Raw genomic sequence first — 18,443 nt, 5'->3', positions numbered from 1 at the left:
TACTTACCTAGGAGGTAATCATGGACACATTAGATGATATCAAAGCCGTGATGGAGGATTTAAACCATCGCAAGGGTGTGCTCGCAGAACAAATGAGAGAATTTCAACAACTTCAAGGTGAGATTCAAGTGTTGGTGGAACAGTCAAACCATGATCCTAAAGCCCGCGCTAAGCTCGAAAAGTTAAATCAAGCATTCCCAGAAGGGATTCAGAATTCTCAACAGGCTATCATGTTAAAAGTCACTATGCTCGAAGAAAACTTTAAACAACTACAAGAAGGTTTTAAAGCAATAGGTGAGGAAGATAATGCAAGCGGAGAGTCTTTTCCTAAGCCTAAGAAAAAGAGATATAAAAACTATATGTGATTAGTTATTAATCGCCATTATACAGTTTCATTATCGACCGATGATATTTGTTTATTCATCGGTTTTTTATAAAAAAACAAATTTAAAATATCTGGTCATACCACTAATTGTTGGTTTGTCTTCATATTGGAAATAAAAAAACGATCAGTCATTTTATTATCAAAATACAAACTGAGATGCTAAATGGTGAATTTCCAATTTAGAACCCAGCTTGTAGTAATAATCTAGAAATTAGAGGAATATATTATGGCTGTTAATCTTAACGATACATCAGGTACTCAAGGTACCAGCATCATCAACTCACAACAAAGTGAAGATATAAAAAACACTATAGCGTCTAGAGGAGACTGTGTACTTTCAGGTGGTATCGCTGTGCTTTATATGTTTATGAACCTGCTATCTGAAATGGCGAATGCAAAATATAGCCAAATGCAGCAAAAATCAGACGTTTCTCGTACTGCTCAAGATATGGCAAACCGAGTGGATGAAAAAGTTGCCGAAGCTGCAAAAGAAGGTGATAAGGCCACCCGTGAATTACCTCAAGATGTTGTAAATTATATGCGCGACAATGGTTTTAAAGTCGATGGAAAAACTATCGATCAATATTTGAAAGAAAATGGAAACCATCTTGATCAGGGTAAGTTAAAAGCCGTAAAAGCATCCTTGGAAACAGTGTCAAATCGAGCATCTGACTTTGTATCTCAATCGCAATTGCAGTTGCAGAAATTAATGCAAACCTACAATGTAACAGTGAGCTTATTAAATAGCATGCAAACAATGCTAGCAGAGATGAATAAATCAATAGCGCAAAATATTCGATAATTTTCGGCAAATATATTAATTGATAATAAGGGGTTTTTATGCTTCAAATTGATCAAGGCATTAATACTCCTTTGTCAGTAAATAATGACAAAGTTGAGTTAAAAAATGCAATAGATGGTGACTGTGTATTATCTGGCGGTGTGGCTGTTTTGTATTTGTTTATGAATCTACTGTCTGAACTAGCAGATGCTAAATATAGTCAAATGCAAGCTAAAGCAGATGTTTCTCGTAATGCACAAGATATGGCGAATCGCGTTGATGAAGTGATAGCTCAAGTGGCAAAAGAAGGCGATAAGGCAACAGGTAAAATTCCTCCAGAGGTCATTAAGTATATGAAGGATAATGGCTTTACTGTTGATGGAAAGTCAATTAGCGAATACCTAAAAGCCAATGATCCTTCTGCTAGTTATCTTGAGAAACTCAAAGCAAAAATTAACGAATGTGGTCCAGAAGGCATGCAGTCATACAGTTGGCAAGACGTCGTAACATACATGGACCAGCACGGCATTAAAGTCGATGGGAAAAGGGCTTGCGACTACATATGGGGCCTACCTGAGGTCGGCTATATGTCATACCAAAGAGTGAGTAAAGCTCATATGCAGCATATTGCCAATGCGCTAGAAGCCGCAGGAGGTTTAGATCAAGGTAAGCTGAAAGCGGTGAAGTCAGCCCTTGAAACTGTATCAAACCGAGCGTCTGACTTTGTATCTCAGTCACAGCTTCAACTGCAGAAAATTATGCAAACCTACAATGTCACCGTTAGTTTGCTTAACAGCATGCAAACCATGTTGGCAGAAATGAATAAATCCATCGCACAAAACATTCGCTAGGAGGAATTATGGAACAAAAAGATTTTGAGACATTGCATACATTTCTCCAGCAAGGCGGTTCTTTAAAAATGTTAGCGGATGTCGATGAGAAAGATTTGGGCCTTCTTTATCGTTACGGTACACAACTAATGAACTACGGCGATTATGAAGGTGCAAAAAGAATATTTTACTTGTTGATGAAGATTGATCAGTGGAACTTCGATTACTTTTTTTCCTTAGGTACATGTTGTCATCAGCTTAAGGAGCATGAAGAAGCCATTTTTTGCTTCGGTCGTGCTGGGATAATAAATATCCAAGACCCACGTAGTCCATATTTTGCGGCGAAAAACTATCTCGCGGTCGGAAACAAAGATTATGCGGTTAAATCCTATAAGGCAGCCGTTAGAGTTAGTGAATGCCATAAAGATGGCAAATGGGATGAAATAGCCGTGAAGGCTAAACAAGGTTTAGCTCAACTTGTTCAGGAGGTGTCCCATGACTAGTGTTAACTTCAATACTCAAACCTCAGTGGGGTCAACCTCAGATGTTGAGCGCCTTGAAAATACAAAACAGGCCAGATCACGTTTCCCTTCCTCTGGTTCTAAGGAAGGCTTAGTTGATGTTATTGAAAATGGAAATGATGTTAAGAGAAACGTAGTAAGTTCTGATGCAGCTAGCCAGGCGCTGCAACGAGTACTCTCGGCATTTCATAAAGATGACAGTGCGACCATCAGTCAGCTTGAAAAGGCTTCGATGAACGATATGGTTCTGATGTCTGCGAACTTAGGATTAAAAACATTTGGTGATACGGCGAATGCGGCAGCGAAAGCTGCTAGGTTGATGACAGATACCCAAGCAGTGCTTCGTGATCAGCAAGTCAAAGAATTCCAAGAGCAATTAAGTAAACGGATAGAGCAATCTGAAAAGGCGCAGAAAGGTGGGATATTTGGCGCAATCTTTGACTGGATTGTTGGTGCAGTAGAAGCCGTCATTGGTGTATTCAAGCTCATAGAAGGCGCCGCTCGTGTCGCTGTTGGGGATGTAGTTGGTGGTGCCATGGACATGGCGAGTGGCGCAGCTTACCTAACTGCTGGTATTGCCGGTATGGTCAAAGCAGCTGCTGAAACCGCAATCTTGTGTGGTGCCAATAAGGAAAAATGTCAGCAAGTTATCGATGTTGCAGGAAAAGTCCAGCTTGGCGCTGAAGTTGTCGCAATGGCATTGGATATCTTCCAGGCTGGTAGAGCTATTTCAGCGACACGATCTATTGCGAAAGGAACCGAAACTGCAATGCAAGAAGCGGCCCCTAAACTGGTTGAAAGTATTGCAAAAGGATCGACACAAGAAGTCACTAACATTGCTCAACAAGTTGGTAAACAAGTATCTGAACAGGTCGCAGAACAAGTCAGTAAACAACTGATGAGTGGAGTGAGCAAAGGCGTAGAGCAAGTGGCAGAACGTGGCGGTCAAATCGCCAAATCACTTGCAAAAGCATTTAGTGAAGAAGCTATTCAGCAGCTAGTGACCAAATCTGTAGAACAAGCAGCTACTAAGGCTATTGAGAAGGGCGTACAAATGACAGCCCAAGAAATTACCAAACAAGTAACAACTGCAGTGCGTAATGAGGTGATAAAAACAATCATTAAAGCATGCACTTACACGTCACTTGATTTGATTCGAGCTTCTGCAGGCTCAGGTAAAGCAATTACTAGTGGGATTGTGACTGAAGAAAAAGCCAAACTCCAAAAGCAGATTGAGGAACTGATTTTAAAACAAAATCTCATGGAGTTTTGTTATGACTGGTACGACAAAGCCAAAGAGCAGCAATCCAAAACAATTAAAGACTTAGTCGATAAGCAAGGTGACTCTTTAGATGGCGCAACAAAAGTTATCAATGAGTCCGGTATGTTACAAGCTCGCATTGCGACTTCAGCAGTGTAGCTAAGGGGGATTTATGACTGGAGAAGTTCAAAATAATACTGCAACCCAAACAGCAGATTACGTTACCAATAATTCAGATTATGGCCATGATGTATCGGGAAGCGAAGCAATGGACGCGATCTCGCAGCTAAATGAATTGATTGTGAAGTTAGCTGAAATATTTAAAAAACTCAGAAACATCTTACAAGAGTACAATCAAAAGCAACAATTGCTTGGATGGGATGTACAAAAAGCCTCAATGGACTCAAAAAGAGATTCAATAGAGAGTGCTTTTGAGTCTGCCGCATGGGCTGGGGGACTACAGATTCTTTCTGGTTTCATTGGGATGGCTGGGGTTGGTGCAACCGGAAAATTTGGCGAAGGTGCTACCCACCTAGGTCAGGCTCTGGGTAAAGGGGTTGATGGTGTCGGTTCAACGGTTTCCGCTTCAATGACAAAAGATGCAGAAATGGAAAAAGTGGATGGGGAATTTAAAGAAAAGAATTCTCAGAACTATAACAAGAATATGAATGAACTGAGTGATAAAGCGCGTCAGATCTCTGATCAAATGCGCTCTCTCGTTAAGGAGCTCGTCGAGCTCCATGGACGTATTACCTCAGCTGTACACAATTAATATCAACCCCTAATGTGAGAGCGCCATGCAAAATGGTGCTCTCAAAACAAAATGGAAACTCTATGATGAATACCGATGCTTTTTCAATCGATGCTGACCAAATTAAAAAATCAATAGAGAGTGTGATCAATGGTCACCAGACATTAGCTCAATTGAACAATATTGATGAAGGAACTTTAGTCCATACCTACCAAGGTGCTTTAGAAGAATACCACAGTGGCAATATGGCTGAAGCTATGACTCACTTTACATACCTCGTTATGAATAATCCTTGGCGTAGAGAGTATTTGTTTGGCCTAGCCTCAACCTTACATGCCCTGGGGCAATTTGAAGATGCATTGATATTTTATGGTTACGCTACCTTGATGGATGCATGTGATGCTGGTGTCACATTTAGAATTGGCCAGTGTTATTTATCAATCGATAAGTCGAACGAAGCATTAGATGCTTTACGAACAAGTGTAACACAAAGTTTTCTATCCCCAGAGCAACCAGAGATAAGGCAGCTTGCTCTGTCGCTTTTGGATGAAATAAATCAGTGTAACTTATAGGAGCAAAATAATGGTTACGACTCTAGATGTCTCGAGCTCTGGACTATCTCAAATCAGTAATTTTCCTGATGTTGATGCATCAGAAACTCCTAAGCTTGGTCAATTTGATGCTTCTCATGTATCTCTACCTGCACCTTCAGACCCTGTAAATAATTCCTATCCAGAAGAATCCACATCTCCTTTAGAACCTCATCAGTCAAACACGAATCAGCTAATAGAAAGGTCTACGATCTTGTATCAGCAGGCTGAAAAAGCGGGGATTGATGTAGCTAAGAGTACGTTTTTCAAAGAATTATTTAATGTTGCTATTGCTGGTGTTGGACTTGGGCTAGCAATTGCCGCAACCGTTATTAGTGGCGGTTTAGGTATACCGCTGACGGCAGCGGCTGGAGTGGCGTTTGCCCTCGCAGTCTCTGATGCAGGATGTGCTGCTGCAAACTGGTACAAAGCCGCACATGGAGAGCAAGGTTTAAGAATGGGGGGAGATACACTATCGAACCTTGTTTATGCGCTTTTGGATAAAATGGGATTGCAGGATGATCGAGCTGAGTTTTGGGCAAGAGCAACATCGGCAACGCTTAGACTGGGTTTGACGATAGGAACCCTCTATGCGGGTACTGTTTCGATTCCCTCAAACCTCGGTGCAGCAACCAGTGCAATATCGACAGCTAAGCTTATAAAAGTAGGGACTTCTGCTACAGGTAATGAAATACTAGGATTCAATCTGGGTAGCAACAAAATTATCCATGATAGGGTTAAAGCTGAGCTTGAAAGTCATAAAAAAGACGTTGAAGATAATCTTAATAGTTCTTTAATAGCGAATAAAGACGCTGCACATAAAAATGATTTGACTAAAATACAAGAGGCTAGGGAGGCTGAACGTCAGCAGTGGGAACAAAAGATAAGCGATGTACAACGACAACTCGATAGTGATTTTAAAAAGATGACTGATCAGGTCGAAAAGCTTAGTAGCAACCTAAAGTTCGTAGAAAACGAGAAACAGAATGCTAGTGAAAAAGTTAATTCTCTAATGGCTGAAAATATACGCCTTAAGAGCGAGATAGAGGCTTTGATGGCTCTTCAAGCAACAGAGCCTAGTATGAAGAGCAAGCTACAAGACCACAAAATCGAAAACCCTAGAGTGGATAGCCTCAAAGACCTGGAATATGCTTTTGGCGGAAAAAATAAGGAAGTTAATAAAAAGCATGGTTATCTACATGCGATAACTGATACAGGAAAAAAAGATTTTGCGTTAGAGGCCGGGTTAAGTAAATACTGTGCGGGTAAGAAAGAACTTGAGGCTATAGTCTCATTACAAAAGCCAGTCGCAGGTTTGGATAAGAGTATCCAAGGTGATTATGCTCAATTTGATCTTTACGATGAAAAAGTGAAGACAAGTGAACTTGTCAAATACATTGGTTTACAAGATATCCAATTGGGTACAGAACAAAAACAACAGCTTGCAAATCAGTTAATTGATATGCTGAAAGTATTGTTTACTAACAAAGTGTCTCATCGTGATCTTCATATGGAAAATATTTTGGTTCGAGAGCTGGACTCTCAAGTCTATACACAGTTGATAGATTTTGGTCGTACGGTTTATGGGGAGCAAGACTTTAGTAAACATAAATATGATGACATCAAATACCTATTCAACAAGGAAGGAGCACACCTTGGGGAAACTGTGGGGAGAAATGTATTTGCTCCTGCACTTTCGGCGCTAAGTACCAAAAATGAGGAAATACGAGAAAAACACTATCCGTTGCATAAGCTTATCAAGCAAGGTAATGAAACGAAAAGTGTTGCTGATGACCTACAGAAAATTGGCAATAGAATTATCGAAAGGCTAAAAGCTAATGAGGATGTGGACAAGGTTTTTGGAGACGCTCAACAAGCAGTGTATGGTTTGATCCTCAAGGCTGATACAAATCGTTAATACGAATTAGTTTTGGATATAACTACCTATGTATGCCCTCGTATCGACGAGGGCTTTTTATTTTTTATTACAGTGAAGATTATATGATATTTGTCAAATGAAAATGTTATCCGCACTCTTACCTCGTTAATAAGTCATAACTCAGGTGAAGACCTGATACCAGATATTGCTTGACCTTGGCAAACTAACTCTAGGCTCAGAAATAAAAGGTTTTTGATATGAAAGCACTACAAGTCGTATTGTTCAATAAACAAGGTCATATCGATTATCAAGGTCAACGTACGGAAATAGACGCCAATCAACTGGTTATGGTGACAGAAGAAGCTGAAATACACGCAGCAAGCCGCGGTGATTGGATGAGCATCTTTTTTTATCCTGGTGAAATATGCCAAATCTATCATTTGCTTACAGATCTGATCAATCAGAATTATGTCGATGATCGCACTTTGAATAAATCAGTCAAAGCAGTACCTATTTTCGACGAACTTGTGAATGTGATTAAGCAATTACACAAAGTCAGTAAGACTGTAATGCTTCGTTTCGTTTTTACCTATTGCCTAGAAATGGATAAGCCGTACTTTTCAAACTTACTAAATCAATATGCCGACCCCAATGACAAGATATTTGAATTTGTAAATAAACACCTTTATGAGCAATGGTCAGTGACACGATATGCTGAACTGCTACAGATGGACGTGACTAAATTAAACACCGCGTTTTACAAATATTATGGCCAGTCGACAAAAGCATGGATCACTGAACAACGTTTAACTTACGCAAAGCAAACGATCCTAGAGACAGATCGAAAAATAGCGGATGTAGCGTTCGATGCGGGCTTTAGCAGCCACTCTCATTTTATAGGAGCATTTAAAAAGCGCTATCACTGCAGTCCCTCAGATTTACGGGCAGGAAGAAGGTAGGAGTTTGTTATGGATCTGAATTCAATTATTAATGAGTTATCTCTTAAGTCTGCTCAATCTGCGCAAGATATAAAGGCCAAGATGACTCAGGCTGACCCTAATAACCCAGATGAAATGTTAAAGGCTCAGTTTGCGGTGCAGCAATATTCAAACTTTATGGGATATGAGAGTGCTTTGATTAAAGCGGTCAAAGATATGGTGCAAGGGATTATTTCAAAGATATGAAAAAATCAGATAAACAACTTCTTGTAGAAGCAGCGCTCGCAGCAGCTAATCATCGACTTGAGAAACAGGCACTTTGCATTGTAGAGGCATTTCCCTATTTGATCGATGATGACGAAGGCAGGTGTATTTGTATCAGTTTAATTTACTTCGCGTTAGACAAAAGGTCCAAAGCGATACGAACACTTAACGGATTGAGTTCCCCCCGGGTTGAAGGGCTACGGTTTCTTTACGCGTCATCTGCAGATAGTGCAGATACCAAAACAATATGTTCATTGATTACTGGAGGTCATGATGGAGATTAGTGCAATCGCGAAAGCAGCAGTTGATGCAGTGGAAAAAAAGACTGAATCAGTTAATCCAGATGAAATGTTAGTAGATAAATTCAGTCAGCTGATGAAACAGGGAGTCAATGAAACGTCAAAAGTAAGCGAACTCGTTGACGTTCAACCAAACTCAGATCCCTCAGTGGGTATTTCGCCTGAACAAGCTATTGAGAGCCAGAAATTAATTACACGATCGCTAGTAGAAGTCGATCTAGCGGCTAAAACAGCAGGCAGTCTCTCTCAATCGATCAACAAATTGGTGACAATGCAATGAAGAAATATAAATGGCTCACTCTAATGTTAGCGCTTTTATTGTCGGGCTGTAAGGTGGAACTTTACCAAAACCTCCCTCAATCAGAAGCTAACCAAATGGTAGCACTATTGATGCTCAATCACATTGATGTGAACTCAGATATTGATACTAAAACCGGAAAAGTTACGTTAAAAATAGAAAAAGGTCAGTTTATCAATGCAGTAGAACTACTAAGACAAAATGGCTACCCCAAAGCAAACTACGTTGATATTGAGCAACTTTTTCCATCAGGCCAACTGGTCTCTTCTCCTGCTCAAGAAGAAGCGAAAATGAGCTACCTAAAAGAGCAGCAGCTAGAACGAACATTATCAAATATGGACGGTGTGATTAGTGCACGTGTTTCCATTGCTCAAAATGTTAAAAGTGCATCAAGTAGCCGTGCTAACACAACAGATAAGTCTGCTGCTGTATATATAAAGTACTCACCAGAGGCAAACTTGAGCAGCTCTGAAACACAAATCCGTAATTTGATTAAAAATGCAGTTCCGGATCTCCAATATGAAAACATTAGTTTGTTTCTACAACCTGCTGATTTTCGTTATCAACCCGTAGTACAACCGAGCTCTACTTCTGGCTGGGGGGACATTCAAAATTGGATTACGGCCAATAAAACGCCTGTAACAGTCGGTTTGGGAAGTGTATTTATTGCTGGCGTTGCATGCTTGGCCATAAGACGTAAAAGGGAAGATTAACTATGGCAATAGACGTTATTCAATTAAACAAGACTGTACGTAACATAAGCCCCAGACTGCACTCTGAGTGGTGGAAGAAGTTAGATCTAGAGAATTGTAAAGACCTAGCAACAACGAATGATTTAGTTGAACAACGGCTTGATAACGCAATTCTAAGCCGCTTTGGACTTGAGCATTTTTGGCTGACAGAAGATCTAGAAATTATCCAAAGATGGCTATCAGTGATAAATAAACTTCCAGTTTTATTGGTAGCCACCGGATTAATCACTCAAAACTGTCCAGATTATATTTGGGACGGTCAATATAGAGAGGTTATGCAGAAGAGGTTTAGCCAGATTCAGCTTGAACAGCTTATTGCATTGTGGCCACACGCAACGCAGCCACCACAATGGTTGCCAGATACCATGCTATTTAAAGCTGAATATTATTCGGCTAGTGCTTTGTTTGAGTATTGGAGTGGACACGTTTTTGGGAAGATTTTATCACTGAGTCTACCTGTAATGGAAACACCTAATAAAGTATCTCAGATTGAAGTAGAAAACGTTATTAATTGGATGTTCAGACTGGAGAGATTCTTATGAGTCCATTTTTTATTTCAGCTACATGTTGTGAGCTAAAAAAAATGGGGGAGACCGTCTCAAGGCAAGCGATTGAGTCGGCTGTTCGTTCTTCGAATAGTGAGTCTAAAGCTCGTACTCGAATCGCTACAATTGTACGCTGTGCGCGGATCAAACGAGACAACGCGCATAAACATGCGGAAAAAATAATACAGGATGCAACTAACGAAGCTAGGCAGTTACAAGAAGAGTGGAAAAAGGAAGCGCGACAACAGGCAGCTAGTGACGCTGTAACTTGGTTGTTGGACAAAGAAAATATCGAACGGAATTTGATTGACAGCCTTAAAGAACGGATCCGCCAGCAAATGCGAACAGTAATCGAAAAATGGTCGAGTACACAAGATATTAGTCAATTTATGATCAAAAGGCTAACCGACCAGGTTGCCCAACAAAGTAGCCAACATGACCTAACACTGTTTGTTCCACAAGAACTATATCCAGTTATGGAAGATGCATTTGGAGAGCAATTACAGGTTAAGGTCAAGTCTGAGCTGCATGACGCTCAAGCTGAGCTATCGTCTGAGTATTTAGTAATTCGGCTAGATTTAGATTTGCAATTACAGCTGCTGCTTGATTCTTTTTCAGAAAATAGAGCTTTGACACAGATTGCCAGTGGAGATTAACAATGAGAGTCGATGCCAACATGCATGCGGAACTTCATGCCTTTTCACAGACCCAAACGAACTCAGCAATTACGACTGAATCGACAGCATCTCTTGCTAGTGCTGCTCTTGCAGAAGTGAGGCAAGAAGCTCTAGAAGAAACAATGGAAGGTTTGAGCCTTGGCCTGAGCAGCGTGATGAAAAAACTCAGTTTGGAGGATAAGTCTAAAAATCTGATGATCAATAGCATGGAGCAGGCTCTCCAACAAATGGACAAGATGGCACTTGAATCAATAAACCGTATGACTGAACAATTGTCTCAGCTTAAAACAGCAAGCCAAATTCTTACAGCATTGGACCAGTCAGGCTTGGATAGAGGCCAAGTGGCATTGATTTTGACCTCTTTACTTAGCTTTAAAGGTCTATCATCTGCAATGAAAAAAGAACTCAAAAAGCGTTTGAGCGAAATACTCGATGAAGAAGGTATTGAGCTTGAAGTTATTGCGGCTTCTGAAGGTATGAATATTGACAAAGAAGGTCTTAGAGCGCTTCGGCTACTGTATCAGAATGCAAAACGAGGAGAGCAAGGCTTAGCCCATTGGTTTGACTTACTAAAAAAACACAAAGATAGGCGTCAATATATCCGTATTCTTATTCGTTCTATGTCTGAACCACTTGATGAAGGTCAAAAGCGTGATGATATGACGATGGTCGCCGCAGCAATAAAGGACCTCAAACGATTACTGCTTTTTTTGACTTTTGAAGATCATTGCGGCGCTTTAGCACGTGCTATGGAGTTAGAGCATTCATCTGTTATGTCCATCACACTTGAACTACTGGAGCAATCGTGGGTTTATCCTGATGCGTTATCGCTCATCATAGAACGACTAGAGCTAGTATATGAACGTAAAGTTGTTTTCTTGCGCCGATGGAAAGATCTGATGGCCGTGATGTCGCCAGCATGTTACCGCGATCCGGAACAGAAAGAACATATTCAGGAAGCGATGTTAGAACTTCTAGATCGTTGGAATGAATGATCAGTAGGTTGGGAGAAAACGCATATGACTTATAAATTAGAACCAAGTCCACTGGTTGAACAACCAATCGTGTCACGTGAATTTGAGCGATTTAATCAATCCAAATTGCTTTGGAAGGGGGACTTTCGTTGTTCATCATACTCATCTGTGTATCAGTCAAAAATGACAACTGATCTAAAACAGTTGTGTTTTGAATTAATTGAAATGCAGCCTTTTCTGGATGAAAACGAACTAGTCGAATACCTATCAGGTAAACTTGCTCGTTATGCCTCAGATATGTCTGCCGTCAATTTGCGGATACTTTCTGAAATTGTTGCAGAGAAAATGCCTGCATTGGCTAATGATGTTACTGTACCGTTCCCAAAAGAACATCAGAGATCGCTGCTTGGAGCGATTCAACTCATAAAAAGAGCACTGCGTAAAAGCCAAAAACAGTTAAACGAAGAAAGAGATGGTATTGATGAACGTCTCAATCTATCGCATAGGATGGGTAGACTGCACCATAGTTTAGCTGTTTTTGAGAATTATTTTCAGCGTTCAATGGTATCGGGTACTAATCAAGAAGACCAACTTGTATCGACTTTATCAGCCATCAGCAAGGATGAAAGGTTATCTGAAAGCCCTGAAAATCTGCAGCTTAATGATCTCACTGACAATGAAGATCCTAATCTAAAGTTCTCGTTGAAAAGACAGGAGCCCAATAATCACTTGAGTACTGAGGTTCGTCGTCAAGTACAAGATGTTATTCGATCTAAACAGCGAGTGTCTTGGTTGGACCAAAGAAATCCTATTACATTAGAATTCAATAATCATAGTGGCGTTGACCTTTACACAGATATTGAATGTGGCCGACTAGTCGATAATCTAACCCAGAACTTGCCTCGTTATTCTGATTACATAGAAGAAAAATCATCGGCATTGGTCGACTATGTTGAAGCTTTGGAAGCGTTTCTACCGAACGCTAAATTATTCGGTATGAATATCATGCATCAAGTGGAATCTATAGTTAACGAATCAAAGAAACAACTAAATTATTTCAATGAGATCAAGGCGCATTGTCATTCAGTACAGAAAGTTTTTGATACCAAGGTACTACTAAGAAATAAATTAACTCGTATCGATACTATGTTGGATCACTCGATAGTATCGATTAAGAAACGACTAAATTTGCATGGCTTTCTTGCGTTCTTACCTGAGTTGAGAACGAATAATGAAAAAGTTAGGAAGTTGGTGAATGAAAGAAATGAGCTGCAAAGCACTTATGATAAACAAGAAGTTGTTTTTTTAAAGTCGAAAATTGGATCGCTCAATGCTGATATCCAGCAATTGGATGATGAATATGAGAAACGAGTGCTGGAGTTGAAACAATTTGACTATCAAGCAAAGAAAAGTCACGGCTATCCATGTAATAACGGTGATACCCTTGAAACATGGTCTACTTGGGTTAAACAAAATGTTGCTGGAGAATTATCAGGTGACTATCGACCGGACATTAATATGTTATTTCTCGAACGCCAGATGGCCCATGCTGGTATTAGAGATTATGCAATCTCATATCAGTCCCTTTTCGCGCCATTATCATCAGGTGAAGTAGTCGTCCGTCAGGAAGTTGTAAAAAATGCCTTGTTAAATTTGCATCATTGGGCGCTTTATCATCCGATCGAGTCGCAAGCTTTTGCCGGTAATTTAAACAATATTTTTGAGATTATGAGCACTAATAGTGACATCTTTGGCCCGGATGTAACATCACTGGTCTCGACTATATGGTATTCAGGGGAAGTGCAAAGTCAGGTTAAAGATATTGTTCAAAATCGCCGAGTGGAAACACTTAAATTGGATCACCAATCTTTATCACCTGAGATGATTGCGCTAATGCACCTTGCGTATGCTGCGCCTTTTATGGCTGCTGCAATGAGAGAACTTTGTGGTAGTAGCCGGACGATCAATGGTGCAGGATTGCTCGTATCTGCCTTAATACCAAACGCTTCTTTTGATAAATCAATGGCAAGTTTGCTCGAGGAGATAGTACAAGCATGGTGTGATGATACAGGAGAAAATATAGGTATGCAGTATCAAATGACCTCAGTTATGGTTGATGCTTTGATGAAAGCAATTGGCAGCCAAGGGAGCTTTAAAGAGCGAGCTCAGACCATGGTAAGGTATGCTAATGAGCGTAAAGCGTTACAAGATGTAGAAGTAGATATAGCAGATTGTTTCGAATCAAACCACACCAATATGATAAGACTATCTTGGAGGGATTTGAAAAATACCTGGTGTGAAATGAATAACAAGCAAAGAGCCTTAATACTTGCCACTGTACCAACATTATCTATTACTACTTCTGCCTTTGTTGCTTTTATTGTTACAACCATAATTGGTACAGAAAGCATTACTAGTGTAACCCTTGCTATTGCAGGGCTATGTGCAATGTTGATAGGCGGTTTTTTCGCTAAAACAACAGCGAACTTTATTGCAACTCGTAACTTTTGGTGTATGAATAATGTCTATTCAAGGGCTAGAATGAAGCTAACTCAAAAGCGAATTGATAACCTTCTTCATCGTTTGGGAGAGAAAACCAATAACAGTTGTTTAGTGCAATTACTTGGAGACTCTATAAAAGACAAAGGAAAACTTCTTAATTTGGTCAATATGCCCATTGAGCAGCAATCGCAGGCATTGCAAGGAGAACTCGTTAGTGCAGCTAGGATTTTGTCTGAAAAGTTAGACAGCAGGTATAAGCAAATACAAGAAAAAGACATTACATTGGCCCAAAGTCTAACAGGTAACACCATTGAAAAAAGCCAATGGTATGAATGTTATGATGATGTTCAAAAGTTCATAGTAAAGTACGCAGCAAGTTAAAGCCTCCCCCTAGTAGCGTCAGGAGGAAGTTTCAGGTGTAGACCTGATATTATTGGTACTCAAATCGCGCCATCATGTCTGTATAGACTAGATAGGAGTGATTATGGACCTGCAAGTGTTAAGAAACGTAGAGCAGTTGGTTTCTTTGCTTCGGCTTCCTCAAACAGGGGTAGCCGACATCCTCGAGATCCATCAATCCCCTTATGGTCTTAGGCTGGAAGTCATTGATGATCGTTTAATGTTAACTTCATGGTTAATTGATATCGATAACCTTGATTTGGAACGGGCCTTAAAGAGAAACCAACCTGAACGGTTCAAAGGTCTACCTCAACGCCTATTCACCATCAAACGTCAGCTTTATATAAGTACATTCTGCCCACATCAGTTTGATGCACGCCAATGGTTTGAGGTATGCAAAAAACAACGTGAGTTTCTCATGCAATTAGTAGGGGAGAATAAGTTATGACAATCGCAACTCGTTGGCTGGCTAAAGTCGCTGGCAGGCAAGATATTATTTTAAGTGCGATGTTGGTTATTGCCGTCTTTATGATGATTTTACCACTGCCAACCACATTAGTTGATGTATTGATCGCTCTTAATCTTGGTATGTCTATCATCTTGCTGATGATTGCAATTTATATTCGAGACCCCCTCGAGTTTTCGGCATTTCCATCGATGTTACTAATAACAACGCTATACCGATTAGCGTTAACTATTAGTACCAGTCGATTGATCTTACTTCAGCATGATGCTGGTGAGATAGTTTATACATTCGGCGATTTTGTTGTTGGAGGTAATCTTGCTGTCGGTATTATTATCTTTGCCATTATCACGATAGTTCAGTTTATCGTCATCACGAAAGGATCAGAACGCGTAGCTGAAGTAAGCGCAAGATTTTCTCTCGATGGTATGCCTGGCAAGCAAATGAGTATTGATGGTGACATGCGTGCGGGCATCATTGATGCAAAAGAAGCCAAACGCCAACGTTCCATTGTGCAGAAAGAGAGTCAGCTTTATGGTGCAATGGATGGCGCAATGAAATTCGTTAAAGGCGATGCCATCGCGAGTGTTATTGTGATTCTAACTAACATTTTGGGTGGGATTGCGGTCGGTGTTTTGCAACATAACATGTCTGCATCAGAGGCAGTTAATACCTATGCAATATTATCAGTTGGTGATGGCTTGATTGCTCAGATCCCTTCGCTCCTTATTTCTATTACTGCAGGTTTGATCGTCACACGTGTCCCAGGGGAGACTAAAAGTAACTTAGCTAACGAGCTGGTCGAACAGGTTTCACGTCAACCATCTTCTCTGCAAATGGCAGCCGCAGTGATGTTTGTATTTGCGATTATTCCGGGATTTCCATGGTTTGTCTTTGCACCGCTCGGGCTTGCGGTTTTGGGCGCGTCTTTTTGGATTACGAGAAAGAACTCTGTAGAAGAACAAAACCAAGGCTTCGTTTCCCAAACAGGACAAGAAGAATCCGGAGATCAAGAAATGACGCCGGGTGCTGTGCCGCTCATGTTAGCGGTGGGAAATGAAATTTCACAAGAAAACCTAGCTAAGTCGTTACAGAGCTTACGGTGGAAGTTATTCGAAAAGCTTGGGTTGCCAATACCTGAAATTCAACTTCAGACACTAAGAAATGACAGAAGCGAAGAATTTGAACTCTTCCTTTACCAAGAACCAATTGTAAAGTTACATGTTCCTAAGCAGATGATTTTAGTATTAACCAAGATTGATGGGATAGAGGGTGAACAAAGCCAACTTGTATTCAATCAGCAAAAGCTTTACTGGTATTCATCAGAACATGCCGATGAGATAGGTATTACTGGTGAAACTTATTATCAAGGCAACGAAATTATTAACTATCTTGTTGAAACTGCAGCATTACATTTCGCCAAAGAATTTCTTGGAGTACAGGAAACACGCTATCTAATGGACTCAATGGAAATGCGTTATGCAGAGCTAGTTAAAGAACTGCAGAGGCTTTTACCAGTTAGTAAAATCACTGAGATACTACAGCGCCTTGTGGAAGAAAATATTTCCATTCGTGATCTTCGAACAATATTTGAGACCTTGGTTGAGTGGGCATCGAAAGAGAAAGACACCATTATGCTCACAGAATATGTACGTGTTGCTTTGCGAAGGCATATAAGGCGCAAGTTCACAGTAGCTGAAGGCTGGATTCCTATGATTTTAATTGGTGATGGAATAGAGAATCAGATTAGAGAGTCGATACGCCAGTCTGCGGTTGGCGCTTATAGTGCACTTGAGCCGGAAGATGAACAACACATAATCGCTTTGATTAAAGATAAGGTACCTGAACATATTCCATGCGTGGTTTCTACATCCCTAGATGTAAGGCGCTATTTACGTAAAATCATTGAATCAACAATGCCTATGACTCCGGTACTTTCATTCCAAGAAATTGGTGAAGATGCAAGTATCAAGGTTATAGCGAGGGTTGATACGTTTGGGGAGGCTCCTAATGCAATTGCCGGATAGTATTCAATTGACAGAAAAACTCGAGAAAGAGCTTTTCCCAGATCTGCCAGACATTAAACCTTTTCGTAGATTCGGAAAAATTCTTGAAGTTACGTCGACATTAATTCGTTCAACGCTTCCAGATGCAAAGCTTGGAGAGCTTTGCTTGATAGGTGATAGCCTACATGCAGAAGTTGTTGCAATTAAAGGGCAGCAAGCCTGGCTTTCTCCATTTAAAAGTACAAATGGTATCGGGGTTGATATGCATGTTGAGCCGCTGGGCCATGGGCATAGAGTCAAAGTCGGACCAGAGCTTTTGGGACGAGTTGTTGATGGTTTAGGTCGTCCAATGGATCAAGGAAACTGGTTTGGCCAATGGCGCAACAACCAAGGTAGTGCACCAAACCCACTCAAGCGAAAACTCATTAGTAAAGTCATGCATACTGGTGTTAGGGCGATAGACTCTACATTAACGCTGGGGATAGGCCAGCGTGTTGGGATCTTTGCCGCTGCTGGTGGCGGAAAAAGTACTTTACTAGGGATGCTTGCTGGAAACTGTGAGGCTGATGTGATCGTTCTGGCATTAGTCGGTGAACGAGGCAGAGAAGTTCGCGAATTTATAGAATATTGTTTGCCCCCCGAGGTGAGAAAGAAAACGGTGCTCGTGGTTGCTACTTCTGACAAACCACCACTTGAGCGAATGAAAGCCGCATTAACCGCGACAACTATTGCCGAGTTTTTTCGAGACCAAGATAAAAATGTTCTACTTATGGTGGACTCAGTGACTCGTTTTGCTCGAGCAGCTAGGGAAATAGGCCTAGCGGCAGGAGAACCGCCTGTTGCTAATGGGTTTCCACCGAGCGTGTTTGTATATTTAGCGTCGCTATTAGAGCGTGCAGGGCCTGCTCCCCTTGGCAGTATTACCGGTATATATACAGTGTTGGTTGAGGGCGACAACATGAACGAGCCTGTTGCAGATGAAGTGCGCTCAATTTTAGATGGTCATATTGTGTTATCACGCAAATTAGCTGGAGCGGGGCATTATCCTGCTATTGACGTTAATGCGAGTGTAAGCCGAGTAATGGATCAGATTGTCACTGCTCAACATAAAACTGACGCTAAGCATTTACGCAACCTGCTTGCTTTGTATCAAGAAGTGCAGTTGTTAATTCGTGTTGGTGAGTACCAGCGAGGGCAAGATCCTTTCACTGATGAGGCCGTTGATAAATTTGCTGAGATAGAGCGTTTTTTATGTCAAGACACCAGCGAGATAGCGCCGTTTAATGACACATTAAGTACTTTAAACGATTTATGTGCGAGATAGCGAC

The 18,443-nt window shown here is 40.8% G+C and carries 20 protein-coding genes; all 20 read left to right on the top strand.

The features are described 5' to 3' along the window. Positions 1-20: 20 nt before the first annotated feature. The 20 genes from FIV01_RS07355 (at position 21) to FIV01_RS07260 (ending at position 18,439) form a co-directional block, all read left to right on the top strand. Positions 21-365: a hypothetical protein gene (locus FIV01_RS07355; RefSeq protein ID WP_152430418.1), complete on the top strand. Its 345-nt coding sequence runs from the start codon at positions 21-23 to the stop codon at positions 363-365. Between the two features lie 246 nt (positions 366-611). Beyond that, a complete protein-coding gene (gene sseB / locus FIV01_RS07350) occupies positions 612-1,187 on the top strand; it encodes a type III secretion system translocon protein SseB (protein WP_152430417.1) in 576 nt (191 codons plus the stop codon). 38 nt (positions 1,188-1,225) lie between these two features. Next, positions 1,226-2,017, top strand: coding sequence for a secretion protein EspA (locus tag FIV01_RS07345; protein ID WP_152430416.1), 792 nt, complete (start codon positions 1,226-1,228; stop codon positions 2,015-2,017). 8 nt (positions 2,018-2,025) lie between these two features. Further along, positions 2,026-2,499 carry a SycD/LcrH family type III secretion system chaperone gene (locus FIV01_RS07340; protein ID WP_152430415.1) on the top strand — a complete coding sequence of 158 codons (474 nt, stop codon included), beginning with the start codon at positions 2,026-2,028 and terminating at the stop codon, positions 2,497-2,499. Then, entirely contained in the window at positions 2,492-3,937 is a 1,446-nt protein-coding gene (locus FIV01_RS07335; RefSeq protein ID WP_152430414.1) for a type III secretion system translocon protein, read from the top strand. Before FIV01_RS07340 ends, FIV01_RS07335 begins: the two co-directional genes overlap by 8 nt. Positions 3,938-3,950: 13 nt before the next feature. Further along, entirely contained in the window at positions 3,951-4,550 is a 600-nt protein-coding gene (gene sseD / locus FIV01_RS07330; RefSeq protein WP_152430413.1) for a type III secretion system translocon protein SseD, read from the top strand. 62 nt (positions 4,551-4,612) lie between these two features. Beyond that, complete coding sequence (locus FIV01_RS07325) at positions 4,613-5,101, top strand: tetratricopeptide repeat protein (RefSeq protein WP_152430412.1); 489 nt, start codon at positions 4,613-4,615, stop codon at positions 5,099-5,101. A gap of 10 nt (positions 5,102-5,111) precedes the next feature. Further along, positions 5,112-7,037, top strand: coding sequence for a lipopolysaccharide kinase InaA family protein (locus FIV01_RS07320; RefSeq protein WP_152430411.1), 1,926 nt, complete (start codon positions 5,112-5,114; stop codon positions 7,035-7,037). A gap of 218 nt (positions 7,038-7,255) precedes the next feature. Continuing rightward, the gene (locus FIV01_RS07315) at positions 7,256-7,957 is read left to right on the top strand and encodes a helix-turn-helix transcriptional regulator (protein WP_114785700.1); all 702 of its coding nucleotides are present in this window, start codon (positions 7,256-7,258) and stop codon (positions 7,955-7,957) included. A gap of 9 nt (positions 7,958-7,966) precedes the next feature. Beyond that, complete coding sequence (gene sctF / locus FIV01_RS07310; RefSeq protein ID WP_114785701.1) at positions 7,967-8,182, top strand: type III secretion system needle filament subunit SctF; 216 nt, start codon at positions 7,967-7,969, stop codon at positions 8,180-8,182. Continuing rightward, a complete protein-coding gene (locus FIV01_RS07305) occupies positions 8,179-8,484 on the top strand; it encodes a DUF1039 domain-containing protein (protein WP_152430410.1) in 306 nt (101 codons plus the stop codon). The genes sctF and FIV01_RS07305 overlap by 4 nt, the downstream gene beginning before the upstream one ends. Next, on the top strand, positions 8,471-8,779 hold the full coding sequence (gene sctI / locus FIV01_RS07300) for a type III secretion system inner rod subunit SctI (protein ID WP_246210367.1): 309 nt from the start codon (positions 8,471-8,473) through the stop codon (positions 8,777-8,779). Before FIV01_RS07305 ends, sctI begins: the two co-directional genes overlap by 14 nt. After that, on the top strand, positions 8,776-9,510 hold the full coding sequence (sctJ, locus tag FIV01_RS07295; RefSeq protein ID WP_152430409.1) for a type III secretion system inner membrane ring lipoprotein SctJ: 735 nt from the start codon (positions 8,776-8,778) through the stop codon (positions 9,508-9,510). The genes sctI and sctJ overlap by 4 nt, the downstream gene beginning before the upstream one ends. A 2-nt stretch (positions 9,511-9,512) precedes the next feature. After that, positions 9,513-10,091, top strand: a complete 579-nt coding sequence (locus FIV01_RS07290; RefSeq protein WP_152430408.1) for a type III secretion system domain-containing protein — start codon at positions 9,513-9,515, stop codon at positions 10,089-10,091. Continuing rightward, a complete protein-coding gene (locus FIV01_RS07285; protein WP_152430407.1) occupies positions 10,088-10,750 on the top strand; it encodes a type III secretion protein in 663 nt (220 codons plus the stop codon). Before FIV01_RS07290 ends, FIV01_RS07285 begins: the two co-directional genes overlap by 4 nt. A gap of 2 nt (positions 10,751-10,752) precedes the next feature. After that, positions 10,753-11,766, top strand: coding sequence for an HrpJ domain-containing protein (locus FIV01_RS07280; RefSeq protein WP_152430406.1), 1,014 nt, complete (start codon positions 10,753-10,755; stop codon positions 11,764-11,766). A 24-nt stretch (positions 11,767-11,790) separates the two neighbouring features. Continuing rightward, the gene (locus FIV01_RS07275) at positions 11,791-14,628 is read left to right on the top strand and encodes a hypothetical protein (protein ID WP_152430405.1); all 2,838 of its coding nucleotides are present in this window, start codon (positions 11,791-11,793) and stop codon (positions 14,626-14,628) included. A 103-nt stretch (positions 14,629-14,731) separates the two neighbouring features. Next, positions 14,732-15,094, top strand: a complete 363-nt coding sequence (locus tag FIV01_RS07270) for a hypothetical protein (RefSeq protein WP_114785709.1) — start codon at positions 14,732-14,734, stop codon at positions 15,092-15,094. Further along, positions 15,091-17,136: an EscV/YscV/HrcV family type III secretion system export apparatus protein gene (locus FIV01_RS07265; RefSeq protein WP_152430404.1), complete on the top strand. Its 2,046-nt coding sequence runs from the start codon at positions 15,091-15,093 to the stop codon at positions 17,134-17,136. Before FIV01_RS07270 ends, FIV01_RS07265 begins: the two co-directional genes overlap by 4 nt. Further along, the gene (locus tag FIV01_RS07260) at positions 17,120-18,439 is read left to right on the top strand and encodes an EscN/YscN/HrcN family type III secretion system ATPase (RefSeq protein ID WP_152430403.1); all 1,320 of its coding nucleotides are present in this window, start codon (positions 17,120-17,122) and stop codon (positions 18,437-18,439) included. Before FIV01_RS07265 ends, FIV01_RS07260 begins: the two co-directional genes overlap by 17 nt. The last annotated feature ends 4 nt before the right edge of the window (positions 18,440-18,443 follow it).

It is taken from the genome of Vibrio aquimaris (genome assembly GCF_009363415.1).
Taxonomy (GTDB): Bacteria; Pseudomonadota; Gammaproteobacteria; order Enterobacterales; family Vibrionaceae; genus Vibrio; species Vibrio aquimaris.
Note: the sequence above shows the minus strand (reverse complement) of the source record. Positions and strands in the feature narration are given on the sequence as shown.

What these genes read in the sequence shown, in the direction of transcription:
- FIV01_RS07345 (WP_152430416.1), top strand. Translation starts at nt 1,226, where the DNA reads ATGCTTCAAATTGATCAAGGCATTAATACTCCTTTGTCAGTAAATAAT.
- FIV01_RS07340 (WP_152430415.1), top strand. Translation starts at nt 2,026, where the DNA reads ATGGAACAAAAAGATTTTGAGACATTGCATACATTTCTCCAGCAAGGC.
- FIV01_RS07280 (WP_152430406.1), top strand. Translation starts at nt 10,753, where the DNA reads ATGAGAGTCGATGCCAACATGCATGCGGAACTTCATGCCTTTTCACAG.
- FIV01_RS07355 (WP_152430418.1), top strand. Translation starts at nt 21, where the DNA reads ATGGACACATTAGATGATATCAAAGCCGTGATGGAGGATTTAAACCAT.
- FIV01_RS07315 (WP_114785700.1), top strand. Translation starts at nt 7,256, where the DNA reads ATGAAAGCACTACAAGTCGTATTGTTCAATAAACAAGGTCATATCGAT.
- FIV01_RS07260 (WP_152430403.1), top strand. Translation starts at nt 17,120, where the DNA reads ATGCAATTGCCGGATAGTATTCAATTGACAGAAAAACTCGAGAAAGAG.
- FIV01_RS07285 (WP_152430407.1), top strand. Translation starts at nt 10,088, where the DNA reads ATGAGTCCATTTTTTATTTCAGCTACATGTTGTGAGCTAAAAAAAATG.
- sctF (WP_114785701.1), top strand. Translation starts at nt 7,967, where the DNA reads ATGGATCTGAATTCAATTATTAATGAGTTATCTCTTAAGTCTGCTCAA.
- FIV01_RS07305 (WP_152430410.1), top strand. Translation starts at nt 8,179, where the DNA reads ATGAAAAAATCAGATAAACAACTTCTTGTAGAAGCAGCGCTCGCAGCA.
- FIV01_RS07275 (WP_152430405.1), top strand. Translation starts at nt 11,791, where the DNA reads ATGACTTATAAATTAGAACCAAGTCCACTGGTTGAACAACCAATCGTG.
- sseB (WP_152430417.1), top strand. Translation starts at nt 612, where the DNA reads ATGGCTGTTAATCTTAACGATACATCAGGTACTCAAGGTACCAGCATC.
- sctI (WP_246210367.1), top strand. Translation starts at nt 8,471, where the DNA reads ATGATGGAGATTAGTGCAATCGCGAAAGCAGCAGTTGATGCAGTGGAA.
- FIV01_RS07290 (WP_152430408.1), top strand. Translation starts at nt 9,513, where the DNA reads ATGGCAATAGACGTTATTCAATTAAACAAGACTGTACGTAACATAAGC.
- FIV01_RS07270 (WP_114785709.1), top strand. Translation starts at nt 14,732, where the DNA reads ATGGACCTGCAAGTGTTAAGAAACGTAGAGCAGTTGGTTTCTTTGCTT.
- sctJ (WP_152430409.1), top strand. Translation starts at nt 8,776, where the DNA reads ATGAAGAAATATAAATGGCTCACTCTAATGTTAGCGCTTTTATTGTCG.
- FIV01_RS07265 (WP_152430404.1), top strand. Translation starts at nt 15,091, where the DNA reads ATGACAATCGCAACTCGTTGGCTGGCTAAAGTCGCTGGCAGGCAAGAT.
- FIV01_RS07320 (WP_152430411.1), top strand. Translation starts at nt 5,112, where the DNA reads ATGGTTACGACTCTAGATGTCTCGAGCTCTGGACTATCTCAAATCAGT.
- FIV01_RS07335 (WP_152430414.1), top strand. Translation starts at nt 2,492, where the DNA reads ATGACTAGTGTTAACTTCAATACTCAAACCTCAGTGGGGTCAACCTCA.
- sseD (WP_152430413.1), top strand. Translation starts at nt 3,951, where the DNA reads ATGACTGGAGAAGTTCAAAATAATACTGCAACCCAAACAGCAGATTAC.
- FIV01_RS07325 (WP_152430412.1), top strand. Translation starts at nt 4,613, where the DNA reads ATGATGAATACCGATGCTTTTTCAATCGATGCTGACCAAATTAAAAAA.